Here is an 11,766-nt window from a genome sequence, read left to right on the forward strand (position 1 = left end):
TTTTTGTGGAGGAAGTTGTGAATCCATTGAGATTACTGGCTTCTCTCAGGATTCATAAATACAAAAATTAATTCTTGTTGGCGCACAATCATCCGTCAGGTGTTGCAACCCCATCTAGTTCTGATCGTCGTATTACACGAAGAATAAAAGACGCTTTGGAGTTGGTTGATGTTCGTACTTTGGATCACATCGTGGTCAGTGTTGAAGAAACTTATGCGTTCTCTGAGCATGGGATAATTTAGTTATGACTGCGCGGCACACTGTGTCGCGCTCTAAGGGTTTGTTAATATGAGTGAAGATAAAACACTATACAGCGGCTTTGAACCGCAAATGACGCTAGATGATCTAATGAACTCTCAATGCACTTTGCCTTTGAGTGATCCTGATTATCTTTCACCGACACCAGAGCAAATAAAATGGCTGCGAGTTTATCTTGGTTTGTCTCAAGCAAAACTTGGCTATTTTCTTGGTAAGACGGTAAGTCCCAAAGGTTGTTCTATTGTTCGTAAATGGGAAACTGCAAGCGATAAAAAAGAACACCGAGAAATTGATGCGAACGCATGGCGCAGAATGCTATATGCTGCGAATTTAGCAAGTCCCGAAGATGATATTAAGCAAGTTCGATAGTGGACAGTACAAGTAGGTATAATCACAGTTTTTGAGACTTTCAATAAGAATAAATCAGAGAGGAAAAGTAATGTCTGATATGGAATTTACTAAATACTGGACTTCTGAGCGTGCTCGAAAAAAGCAAACGGCACTGACAAAACTTTCTAACGGCTTGCTTAAAGAAGTTATCGAGAACCCATTAGCAACAGAACTGTTTGAGCCAGAAGAAATCGAAGCTATGAAAGTTGCGGCACAAGCTTTGAGTCAAGCCAAGCATAAATTTGCACATATCAAAGAGAAGAAAGCTCGCATTGAAAAGCGCAAGGCTCAAGAACTGGCGCACATGAAATCCCAATGCAGTAAATACGCTACTCAGGTCTTGGAATCTCTGAACTCAGACAGTGATATTTTCACCAAAGAGCAGTTTTGTCTATGGGTGACTGCGGCGCACTTTACACGTATGCGTAACATTCCCGAATCTTGGGAGTTAAACATTAACGATAATATCGAGAATCACTACCTGGACAGTGATCATACGCTTAGGCAGCGTCATATTTGGACTATGCGCGAAAAGGCTCAAAGGTCTTTTGAGGAATACCTCAATCAAGCGTGGGAGTTTTCGTTTGAGAAAGATTCTTGGGTAGCCAAAGTGCCAATTAAAGACGCAGTAGCAAACCTTCTCGAACTAACTAAAAGTAGTGAGTATTCAAATGTAGAAACACGATACGCGCACCTAATAGAAACATTGGAAACCTTTAATAGAGAGGTTGAAGCGCGTAAACGTCGAAAAAACATTAAATCGGTATTTTGAATATATGATGACAATTAACAAAGTAGCCAGGGTCTATTTGCGAGTTAGTACCGAATCACAAGATTTAGAACGCCAAGAACAAATCATCGAGGGCGCTAAATCGGCTGGTTACTATGTCGCTGGGGTTTATCGAGAAAAAGCGTCAGGAGCGCGTTCAGACCGCCCTGAATTACTTCGTATGATTGACGACTTGCAACCTGGTGAAGTGGTCATAGCTGAAAAAATAGATCGCATTAGTCGCCTGCCTTTACCGGAAGCTGAAAAGCTGATTGATTCAATTCGTGTCAAAGGCGCAATGCTTTCTGTCCCTGGCGTTGTAGACCTCACAGAATTAGTTTCTGGCGCCAGTGGTGTTACCAAAGTTGTATTGGAGTCAGTCCAGGAACTATTACTAAAATTGGCTTTGCAAATGGCTAGGGATGATTACGAGGACCGACGAGAGAAGCAAAAGCAAGGTATTGAGCTTGCAAAGAAAAAAGGTAAGTACCAGGGAAGAAAGGCTAATCACAAACAACATGAACTTATCCTTTCTTTACGTCCAAATCACACTATTGAGGAAACTGCTCGGCTTGCTGGGTGTAGTACAAGCCAGGTTAAGCGTATATGGGCTGAGTACAAAAAAAAACTTGAAAAAAGGGCCACTATCTAGCGGCCTTTTTCTTTTGCTGCAACCAACTCTTTAATGTCGGAGGACATTAAAGTTTGAAACTTTTCTATTTCCGAAGTGCGTTACTATCGTGGCTAAAAGAACCCAATACTGACAATAAAGATCGACACTTAGATTCAATCAATGTGGCTATCCAACGAAAGTGTGACAACAAAGTTTGAAACTCGCTTTTGGACAGAAATGAGTTAGAGCCGACCAACGGCTCTGTGCCATTTGCGGACGTTGTTAACGCCTAGGTCACATGCTGCGCAAACTAAGGCACGAAGAGTTTGCTAAACTGCCGAAGGCAGAGCAAACCGAGTGACGTGTTAGCAGTCATGTGCACCGACTTGTTAGATTTCATTTAAAGAGTTAATGCCCTGTTCATGTAGTTTATTTAAACCATCTTTCATTGCTTTAACTTGCTCTATTGAATGACCCTGCCAGCTTGATACTTCACCTACAACTTTAAATGAATGGATTGAACGATATGACATAGTTGGATTCCCTGGGAACTTTCTATCCGTTAGGTCAGGATCATTTTCAATTGGACCTGTTGGCTCAACCAAATAAATTCTTTCGCGACCATTACCTAGGGCAAGCTCTGCTCCCCAAATGGCAGCATCTAGTGTAGCTGTCAAAAATATATACTTAGCCTTATTATTTTGTCCAAAATTTGAATTAAACCCTGTTTCTATAAGATCTCCCAATTTAAGATCTGCTTTGGTTCCATGAAAAAACGTTTGAGAAAAAGGTTTTGCATTTTTTTGGGCATTCTCAGTCATATCTTTTTTCCTAGTTATGGTTTTTATACTAAATATTGCGAAATTATAGCTAACATGAAATCTAACGTTTTAGTATTTATTTACACATGAGTGTAAATAAATCATTTGTTGAACGGACGGCGACTTGTGAATCACTGTATTGGAATCATTTATGCTAATGGAATTTGCTTTTTTAAGCCTGAGGATGATTGATGACGTTATCCGATTTATCTTCATCATTGCATTCCATTGTCACTGTCGTTCAGTCGATTAATGGTCTTAATTTACGTTACTTTTCTGGTTAATTGCAAGTGTATTTTTTACACACGCAAGCGCCAGTCTATCAGGCGGCATTCAGTCTAATATTTGCGTAAATGGTTTGACGTCATCATTGTTTAACTTGAATCCAATCCTCTTATCTGTTGCGTTAAGGGGAGCACGATAGCGACGAATATCAATTGCCCTTGATGGCAGTGCGAGCAAACCCAATGCAGTTTGGTTTCCACGTTATCCATGGCGATTTTATCGGTTAAATCACGGCACTGTGCTCGAATGAGGGGGATGCGCTTGTTACGACAAGCATTGGCTAAAAAGCCATAATGGCGAATACGCATAAAGCCTTTAGGCAGGACATGTTGTAAATAGCGCCGAATGAACTCATCCATACTTAAGGTCATGAATTTGGTTTTATTGTTGTCACGATAATCCTTGTAACGAAAGCGCACACGACTGGCGTTATAGTTCACTAATCGTGATTCAGATAAGGCACCTTTGCGGGTATAACGTGCAAGATAGTGCAAGAGTTGATGTGGGTAGACACAGGCTTTGCTGTACACGCACCAAGTGGCGGGTAATGACGGTAGCGCTATGGATTGTGCCTTGAGTGCCGCTATCATTTTACCTCGAAACACAGTGGATAAAGCCTTAACAGGATAGAGATAACCTTTAGTGATAGGTTGCCACTGCGATTGTCGATTGAGGCTACCTGCGGGGATTAAACAATGCACATGAATATGTTGGCTGAGGTTTTGCCCCCAAGTATGCAACACACAAGTCATGCCGAGTTGACCCTGATGACGATGGGCAGCGAATGTCATGAGTGTTTGCCAAAGGCTCTTAAATAAACAGTGATAAAGCACGTTAGGTGCATAGTGTGCGATTAGGTTAAGTTCATGCGGTAAGGTAAACACTAAGTGAAAGTAAGGGCAAGGTAGCAGTGACATCGCTTGTTTGGCAATCCAAGCTTGCGTGGCTTGTCCTTGGCAGCGAGGACAATGCCGGTCTCTGCAACTACAACTAAATTGCTCCTCATGACCACACTGGTCACAACGCCACTGTTGATAACCGAGTTGTCCTGTTCTACACGCCAAGATATGTGCACACACTTGATATTGTTGACGGGTTAATCGGTGCTGTTGTTGGTAATGCGGTAATCCTTGGCTGAGAATATCCGCCAGATGAAGCGGTGGCATGCGTTACTGCAAGTTGGCTAGTAAATCAACGCCCCCATGCCCAAGCTCTGGCAACCAATGCAGATAGCACTCGGTCGTTTTAATGCTGCGATGCCCAAGCTGGTGCTGTAATTGATGCAACGGCATCCCTGCCTCTAATTGATGCGTGGCATAGGCATGGCGTAACTGATGCGCGTTCACTTTATCCTTAAGCCCAAGCTGTGCGGCGATTTTTTTCAGTGCCTTCGTATAGGTGGAGCTACTGAGAGGTTGGGAGGCTAACCAGCGAGAATAGAACAGCCACTCTTTGGGGTGATAGGCTTGCCAGTACACGTGGAGTTGATGCAATACCGTCTCAGGAATCACCACATAACGAGACTGGTTGCCCTTGCCGTGTTCAATAAAGGCCGTTTTACGTTGCCCATCAATCTGTGCCACTTTGAGGTGGGTTAATTCATTTAAGCGTAATCCACAGCCATAACTGAGCATTATCATGGTTTTTAAACGTAAATCTTGGCAATGGTGAATCAGTAAGTGGATATCTTGTCGGCTTAAATATTGGGGTGGCTTATGCCGTTGCTTGGGTAAAGTGATGGCTAATTGCAACGGCCGGTGGAGTATGTGTTTGAATAAGAAGAGGACACTATTAATTTGCACCAATTGGCTCGCTCGGGTTAATCGGCGCACCTCAGGCTCATTAAAATAGTGATTCAATTCCGCATCCGTGACTTGCGCTAAGGATTTACTGAAATAGTTCTCAATGCGCTGTAAGCAACCACAGTAGGTCTCGCGAGTTCGTTGTGAATAGCCCATGAGTTCAATTTCAGTGGCGACTTGTTCAATGAGAGAGTTCATTGTTACCTCCAGATTAATGGGTTAAATCTCAAGGTAAGTGTGGTCGTTGATTGGGATGTTTGCGACTCCGCGCAGCGGCTTAGTTCAACAATTTAATAGTGTGCAAATCGCGCATATTTCTACCACGTAATAGCTCACTTTTCTGGTTCATACGTTTTTATCAAATTAGCTAACCTTTTGCTAGCTATGAAAATATTTGAAAGTTAATGACGTGGTCTAAGGACAAAAATGCGCAAATTGCTCATTTACCTGAATATGGGGGAAGTTTGTTGATTTTGGATATAAAAACGGTATCAGCTGAACATTTTTCACCGTCCGCTGATCGCTCATTTGCGACGCTCGACTAGACTTGTTTTGGGGCATAAATGTGTTGACTCGTTTTTTTGTAAGAGCCTCTTGCAAAATTGGGCAGTGGGATTTGTCCAGCAGCCTGTTGGTCAATTGCGAAACAATTTGCTTCACAAATGAGCTGTCCTGAATTTAGTCAACAGCCTGTTGACCAAATTATTCTTATGAAGGTTTACTGCGTTCTAAACACGTTTAGGAGCAGAAATGAGCCGTTTAAGTAACCTCAAGCCAAAGCTTAATGTAATGAGAATAAGGAAAACGACTATGAACATAAATATTGGCTTGTAGAAATTAAACGGTTCTTCAGTACGGAAAAAGTACTGATAGATACTATCTCCAGCAGCAATGCCTAATGCGATATAGCACTTATCGGCAACTTCCTTTGTCATATATCCTCCTTCGCATATAACGCATTTTATACGGCTTTTCATAGTCCTATCATGCAGCCTTTTCAATCACAGTTCAATTAATAATCAATAGTTTAATGAGATGTTATCGGTATTAGATTGCAAAATGACGTATGATTTTTAAAAAGCTTACTTCGACACTTCCTCGAATAACTACAAGTAAGGCAAACGTACAATCACAAATTGTGAGTAGACTTTCGCGCAGAGAAGGAATGGGGCAAAATCGTCTCAGAGAAGAAGGCAAACTACGACAAATGGCACCGAAAAGTTTCGTACTTTATTGTCATAGTTCTAATCTTTATTGTTCGAGTTTCAAACTTTGTTGTCCACCGACAATAACACTGGTCTCAAACTGTTTGCTGAGTGTGGCATTGTTAGCCTCGGTAAGTTTAATTTTTATTGTTTCACCGCCTTCGGGAACGTCATCTTGAACAATATTTAACTCAAGAAACTGCTCAGTAGTTCCAGCCGGGAAAACAATAGTGCTGTCACTGATGACACTATAATCTTGGCCGTTAATAGCTAATCCACTGAGTTCGTAACTGACGCTTACATCTTTTCCTGATGAAGTGTTTAGTTGTAGCGGAATTTTAACGCGACCACTTCCTTCTGATGTGGTTCTGATTTCTGAGGTAAATGATATTTCTGGAGAGGAGTCATCATTGGTGATTGTTACGGTAGCAGTATCTCTCTCTATGCTGGAGGCACCAGAAACATCGAAAATTTGAACGGAGAATGTTTCATCATATTCATCCTTTACATCACCAATGATAGGGATGATCAAATCAACCCGAGTAACGCCATCTTGAAGCTCAAATTCTCCAACAGTTTCCAGGTAATCTTGATCTGATAATGCAGTTCCAGGGGTAGTTCGGTATTTACCTTTAATTACACCATCTTTACCACCGCTACGAGTAACACGCACTTTGGCATCACTGTTACCTGAATTTCCTTCTTTTATCGAGATGTTATCAATTTTAATAGAGCCAGATTTTGTTCCTGGGTTGGTGTTTGTATTGGAACTACTTCCTCCATCTTCTCCACCGGAACCACATCCGCTTAATGCTGCAATCAAAGCAATTGCCAATGCTGAACGTTTCATTAATGTATTGCCCTCTTTAATTAGACCTGTTTGAGGTTTCCAGTCTAATAGGGTAGGTGCATAGATTATGACTCTGTATCAGCCCATTTTGGGCAAATACGTCGCAAAGGTTAGAGACTTCGTGTAATGGTCCATTTTGGGCAGTTTGGGAGTGGAAAAATGGAGTAACGAAAAGGAAAATCTAATCGTCAATTTGGTTTCGCGCTGAAAGATGCTCAAATCTCTGACCAGTCCTTCGACTAGACCGCCCTGTGAAAAAGGTGTTTTTATCTAAACCAATATGTTTCGTGTAAACCGGAGCGATGTTAGGTAATCAGGGCATCCTATAAACTCGCTCTATTGGAGTTGACATGAAAAACCTATCTAATGACGTAACTTTTGCCTCTAAAGAGGCTGCAAATTCATTTGCTGATAACCTTTCCTCAGTTTTGAAACAAGACCATAGCATCTCGCTCAAACCAATAAAACTGCTTCACGCCACGGCTAAATGTCTCGGGTATAAAAACTGGAATCACTGGTGTGGCTCTGCATTTAGCTCCAAATCTGATCTCATGTATTTATCAGGTGATAATGGGGATGATGAATTCTTTGTTTCTCATGAGGAGCGCACTCCAATTCAGTTCTTAGATGCGTCTTGTATTGATGAAGTTAGAGCTAACGATAGCGAAATAGCTTATTTATGTGGTAGTAAGGTGCTGTCTACACTAGAAAAAGCTATCGAGCATATGAGGCCGGATGACGAGTACGACTTCCATATCGAAAACTATGGAGGTGTGATCCATTCATTTGTTGTTGCCAAGCGTTTTATGATGACTCACGAAGAGATCGCGGAGCGAGCAAAGTTATCCATTTTATCGCAATTAAAGCGTGAACCTGATTCTTATGAACTGAAAAAACAATCTCAGCTTGATTATTTTGGGGTCTATGATAACCCTCGTCTTAATACACTTTACTACCGTCTCGATAATGCCATTGGTGCTTTTTTTAATGAGGAACTGGAGCACAGCATTGGCTTTCACTATTTTTCTCCCGTGGAGCAATTCGCTTACTTTGATAGTGAAGGCAATCATAAGGTAATGGATCGAGATGAGCTTATGGAATTTTTAAGTTCTATTGAAGGAAACATCCCTGTATTGGCTGGTGTTTACAGACCTCTCTTTGGATAGGCTCCACTATCAAATTGCGTAATTACCAACCATCCGGAAATTCCGGATGGTTGGATTTTGAACAGATGGATTTTGGTTCCCTCATCTATGAGGGAACCAAATTTATGTGTGTGAATGTATCAGTTCTCTGCCTGATTGCCCTCAACGGGCAGTTCTACAGTGTGTCATTTGATATGTACTTGCTATCATTCTGGGGTCATTACGATTTCGCGCTGAAATATGCTCAAGTCCTTGACCAGTCTTTTGACTAGACCGCCCTGTGAAACAGGTGATTTTATCTTTGCAAATGTCTAACCGTGTTAATGCAGATTCATTTAACTGGGGGCTTGGCAGGTAATCAGGGCAACCTTTCATAGATACCCCGTTAATTTGGAGTTGCTTTAATATGAAAACTACCACGATATCGTTTGGCTCGAAATCAAACGCTGAATATCTCGCAAGAAAACTGTCATCAACATTGAAAGATGATTTTAATGTTTCGCTGAAACCAATCAAACTCCTTCATGCACTAGCTAAGGCTCAGGGTTATAAAAATTGGAACCACTGGGCTGGGGCTGGGCTTTCTGAAAATACAGATCAAGCTTTAACTGAGCGACCACCTATCGCTTATGACTTAGATCTTCCTGTGCCTTTTTTAAAACGAGCTCCGGTTGATGCGAATCCTGACGCGGCAACATCCTATATAGTTGAAATATTGGATATTAATCTTTTTGACTCAGTACGAGTTATGTCAAACGAATTATCCGCCGAGCTTTGTGAGAGGAGAAGAAAAGCATACTCGGAAAACCCCAGCATCACAGCAGGTTCAATGACTGTGTACACAGTGGTTATAACAGGCAAACGCTACACTAATGGACGCGGAGGTTATTGGTACTATGACCCTGAGGTTAAGTATTTTCACCTTCCAAAGGATTCTGATTCAGGTACTTTTGTCACTGAAAAATATTTGAATGAATTGAGGAGCGTTCAGTCCAATACAGTTGTCGAAATGATGCCGCCTGAATACGATGGTTTAGGTCATGCTGTTATTTGCGACAAGTGTGGTTTGAATTACGTGCCAAACTTGGCTGAGGATAGAGTTCTACATCATCAGTTCTGTACTCTATTGTCTTCTGCTAGTGAGTATTTCGGGAGACCTTTGTTTACTTATGAAATGTTTGAAAAGGCCAAATCCGTTCAATTGAACGATCCTAATCCAACTATCGCTGACCAAGCTGCTTTATATAAAAACAAATTGTGGGGATATTTTTCTCGCTCAGTGCAAGCCTGGATGAGGCAACGTGATTTTAAGGAACATCCTCCCTTTTTTGTTTACTCACAAGCAATGATAGCTTCGGACTTGGATGATGGTCACGTGTCTCATGATGTAGCTCAGTATGTTGCTAAAGATATGGGAATTGAGCATCTTGAACAATCTCCAGCAATGCCAAGCGGCTCATCGTATTGGGCTATTGACGACAACATCTAACAATCCTTAAAAGCATCAGTTGTTCGGTTTAACCGAACAACTGATATCAATTTCTTCTGTCTTCGTTTTACGTTGAATCTTCTTTATTTAACTTTTTGGGAGCTATCTGCTCTATTTGTCGGCCAGCGAACGTGCCAAGGATAGTTGAGCTTTGTTTGTCCGAGCGTTGCTTTCTCTCCACTGCGGCCACAAACGAAGCGATCTGTCCAGCCTTGAAGGGTTCATCTTGTACCACGATGATCGGCAACGGAGCAGTCATGGTTTTCTGCCCAGAGAGTTTTACCACATTGGCCGCTGGCTGTACTTTAACATCCCGACGAATTCTCAGTGTCATATCAGGGGCGCTGGCGACTTTCTTGATGAGCTGGGTCAGGGGCAACTCGTTCTCAGGGTTGGCTCGCTCCAGTTCTTTGATCATTTGGCTTATTAGTACTGCTTTGTCCGGTTGGTGCAAAGCATCTTTTCTCTGCCAACTGAACTTCACTGATTTGACGTCCGCATCGACTAGGCAGTGGATTTGTCTGTAGAGATGTTTTGTCATGACGCCGGGGCAGTTGTCATGGATTGCCTTGAACCGTGCTTGCCGGGTTTCGTTTTCAGTGATCACCAACTCCTCGATGTCGGCCTTGCTTTGGTTGATGCTATGTACCAACTGAACAATCTCAGCGCTGTTGGGATTAGAGGGCAGCAGGTGGATCACGCCAACATAACGTCTGGCAGATTTCTGTGAGTAGGGGTGTTTGATGTGCAGATCCACGTAGCCTTCACCCGCCAGCTTCATAGCGGCCATGCCGGAATGGTGCTCGGGCATGATGAGTTTTATTACCTCATGCTCATTGCCTTTATGTACTGGAGGTATCCGGCTCACTATCGCCATGCTTGGCATAGTGCTCGTTAGTAGTTTGTTCAGACGAGACAGATTAAATGTCACGTCGTCAAAGAGCGTTTTTATCTGGCTCATCATTTATTCCTTGCGTTGTTCTGACGGATCATTGATTACATTTTAGCCGTTTTTAGACCATCATGCAAAGTGGGGTATAAGCCTCGGTCGTCGCTAACGCTCCTCCTTCGGCTTTGTTGAGCCGGGGCTCGCCCCCGAATTTAGAAAGAGAGAGATAAATAGAGAAAAAGAGAGAAAAAAAGAGAGGTCTAGCAAGGTGGTTAGGGGGGGGGTGTACTTTCAGTTTTCTCGGTGGTGGAGGGGATTGGAGCTGTATCCGGTATTGCATGATGGTCTAAATTGCTATGTTTATGGGATTATATTATGATACTGTGAGTTGAGTTAAACAGAGGGGAGAATGAATGTCGCAAGTGCATAGCGAAATCCGCAAGGCAGTTCAGGTAATAGAGGCGGCTAGATATCGTATGGGTGTTGCCGAGTTTGTTTATACATTTATCGACCACTGGGCATATCAGCAGACCGGGCTGTACCCTCCATCATCAAAAATGCCAAAAGAACTGGAACCTACGGCTATCGAATTATCGCATATCTTGAGTGCGGCCATGAGAAACTATCCTGGTATTGACGTTCTCGGCATGTTTTTCTCCGAGTGTGGTTACTACAAACAAGGACAAAACTTCTTTCCTACTCCACCAGAGCTGGGGCGTTTACTCGCAGCACTCGTAGGATCGCCTAGTGACCATCACAATCAAGAACTTTCTTTCTATGAGCCATGCTCCGGCACTGGAGCGATTGCGATGAAGTGGATAATGGAGAAGATTCATAACAACGGTAAAGAAACGTTGGAGCAAAGCGTTTTAGTGCTTGAAGATGTTGATCGTACTATGTGTAAGGCAGCGTTGATTCAGATTATTAATCTTCTAAGTAACCTTGAGGTGAAGGTTAAAAGGTTGAGTATTAATGCTGTTGATGTACTCAGCCGTGCGCCCAAAGGCTTAGTGTATATCCTTGAGCCTCAACCTTTAACCTATCTAGATAAAGCAGGTTAAGCACTGATGAATCCCCTAATGATTTTTATCAAAATCATTAAGTTAAGGTAGATACACATCTTGTCATATGATCAAATGGTTTCGCCAAAAATCAATAATCAGACAACAAAATGTGCGAACTCGATATTTTACACGACTCTCTTTACCAATTCTGCCCCGAATTACACTTAAAACGACTCAACAGCTTAA

At 42.2% G+C, this 11,766-nt stretch carries 12 protein-coding genes and 1 pseudogene; 7 read left to right on the forward strand and 6 right to left on the reverse strand.

Annotated elements, in window-relative coordinates; genetic code table 11:
• Positions 1–74: 74 nt before the first annotated feature.
• The 4 genes and pseudogenes from R7070_RS23825 to R7070_RS23840 all read left to right on the forward strand — a co-directional run.
• Positions 75–242, forward strand: a pseudogene (locus R7070_RS23825) (JAB domain-containing protein); the annotation flags it as partial.
• 46 nt (positions 243–288) lie between these two features.
• On the forward strand, positions 289–627 hold the full coding sequence (locus R7070_RS23830) for a helix-turn-helix domain-containing protein (RefSeq protein ID WP_012774864.1): 339 nt from the start codon (positions 289–291) through the stop codon (positions 625–627).
• A 70-nt stretch (positions 628–697) separates the two neighbouring features.
• Entirely contained in the window at positions 698–1,420 is a 723-nt protein-coding gene (locus R7070_RS23835) for a hypothetical protein (RefSeq protein WP_101905901.1), read from the forward strand.
• A gap of 7 nt (positions 1,421–1,427) precedes the next feature.
• Positions 1,428–2,069: a recombinase family protein gene (locus R7070_RS23840; RefSeq protein WP_012774862.1), complete on the forward strand. Its 642-nt coding sequence runs from the start codon at positions 1,428–1,430 to the stop codon at positions 2,067–2,069.
• A gap of 350 nt (positions 2,070–2,419) precedes the next feature.
• Here R7070_RS23840 and arr read toward each other — a convergent pair whose 3' ends face one another.
• The 5 genes from arr to R7070_RS23865 all read right to left on the reverse strand — a co-directional run bounded on the left by arr (position 2,420) and on the right by R7070_RS23865 (position 6,993).
• A complete protein-coding gene (arr, locus tag R7070_RS23845; protein WP_077202317.1) occupies positions 2,420–2,851 on the reverse strand; it encodes an NAD(+)--rifampin ADP-ribosyltransferase in 432 nt (143 codons plus the stop codon).
• A gap of 374 nt (positions 2,852–3,225) precedes the next feature.
• Positions 3,226–4,302, reverse strand: coding sequence for an IS91 family transposase (locus tag R7070_RS23850; RefSeq protein WP_077202318.1), 1,077 nt, complete (start codon positions 4,300–4,302; stop codon positions 3,226–3,228).
• Positions 4,303–4,305: 3 nt separating this feature from the next.
• On the reverse strand, positions 4,306–5,136 hold the full coding sequence (locus R7070_RS23855) for a tyrosine-type recombinase/integrase (RefSeq protein WP_077202319.1): 831 nt from the start codon (positions 5,134–5,136) through the stop codon (positions 4,306–4,308).
• Between the two features lie 530 nt (positions 5,137–5,666).
• The gene (locus R7070_RS23860) at positions 5,667–5,873 is read right to left on the reverse strand and encodes a hypothetical protein (protein ID WP_077202320.1); all 207 of its coding nucleotides are present in this window, start codon (positions 5,871–5,873) and stop codon (positions 5,667–5,669) included.
• Positions 5,874–6,189: 316 nt separating this feature from the next.
• Entirely contained in the window at positions 6,190–6,993 is an 804-nt protein-coding gene (locus R7070_RS23865) for a Calx-beta domain-containing protein (RefSeq protein ID WP_101905900.1), read from the reverse strand.
• Between the two features lie 350 nt (positions 6,994–7,343).
• On the opposite strand from R7070_RS23865, the gene R7070_RS23870 reads away from it, so the two are divergent.
• Entirely contained in the window at positions 7,344–8,159 is an 816-nt protein-coding gene (locus R7070_RS23870; RefSeq protein ID WP_032073040.1) for a hypothetical protein, read from the forward strand.
• A 385-nt stretch (positions 8,160–8,544) separates the two neighbouring features.
• Entirely contained in the window at positions 8,545–9,627 is a 1,083-nt protein-coding gene (locus tag R7070_RS23875) for a hypothetical protein (RefSeq protein WP_032073039.1), read from the forward strand.
• 67 nt (positions 9,628–9,694) lie between these two features.
• Here the strand turns inward: R7070_RS23875 and R7070_RS23880 are convergent, their stop codons facing one another.
• Positions 9,695–10,588: a DNA replication terminus site-binding protein gene (locus tag R7070_RS23880; RefSeq protein WP_046225205.1), complete on the reverse strand. Its 894-nt coding sequence runs from the start codon at positions 10,586–10,588 to the stop codon at positions 9,695–9,697.
• Between the two features lie 341 nt (positions 10,589–10,929).
• On the opposite strand from R7070_RS23880, the gene R7070_RS23885 reads away from it, so the two are divergent.
• Positions 10,930–11,577, forward strand: coding sequence for a hypothetical protein (locus R7070_RS23885; protein WP_014386820.1), 648 nt, complete (start codon positions 10,930–10,932; stop codon positions 11,575–11,577).
• Positions 11,578–11,766 lie beyond the last annotated feature (189 nt).

Origin of the sequence: Vibrio sp. 1557, from assembly GCF_033340175.1 — a bacterium.
GTDB lineage: Bacteria > Pseudomonadota > Gammaproteobacteria > Enterobacterales > Vibrionaceae > Vibrio > Vibrio alginolyticus.

Coding starts and splice junctions, on each gene's coding strand:
- R7070_RS23830 (WP_012774864.1), top strand. CDS start 289: ATGAGTGAAGATAAAACACTATACAGCGGCTTTGAACCGCAAATGACG.
- R7070_RS23835 (WP_101905901.1), top strand. CDS start 698: ATGTCTGATATGGAATTTACTAAATACTGGACTTCTGAGCGTGCTCGA.
- R7070_RS23840 (WP_012774862.1), top strand. CDS start 1,428: ATGACAATTAACAAAGTAGCCAGGGTCTATTTGCGAGTTAGTACCGAA.
- arr (WP_077202317.1), bottom strand. CDS start 2,851: ATGACTGAGAATGCCCAAAAAAATGCAAAACCTTTTTCTCAAACGTTT.
- R7070_RS23850 (WP_077202318.1), bottom strand. CDS start 4,302: ATGCCACCGCTTCATCTGGCGGATATTCTCAGCCAAGGATTACCGCAT.
- R7070_RS23855 (WP_077202319.1), bottom strand. CDS start 5,136: ATGAACTCTCTCATTGAACAAGTCGCCACTGAAATTGAACTCATGGGC.
- R7070_RS23860 (WP_077202320.1), bottom strand. CDS start 5,873: ATGACAAAGGAAGTTGCCGATAAGTGCTATATCGCATTAGGCATTGCT.
- R7070_RS23865 (WP_101905900.1), bottom strand. CDS start 6,993: ATGAAACGTTCAGCATTGGCAATTGCTTTGATTGCAGCATTAAGCGGA.
- R7070_RS23870 (WP_032073040.1), top strand. CDS start 7,344: ATGAAAAACCTATCTAATGACGTAACTTTTGCCTCTAAAGAGGCTGCA.
- R7070_RS23875 (WP_032073039.1), top strand. CDS start 8,545: ATGAAAACTACCACGATATCGTTTGGCTCGAAATCAAACGCTGAATAT.
- R7070_RS23880 (WP_046225205.1), bottom strand. CDS start 10,588: ATGAGCCAGATAAAAACGCTCTTTGACGACGTGACATTTAATCTGTCT.
- R7070_RS23885 (WP_014386820.1), top strand. CDS start 10,930: ATGTCGCAAGTGCATAGCGAAATCCGCAAGGCAGTTCAGGTAATAGAG.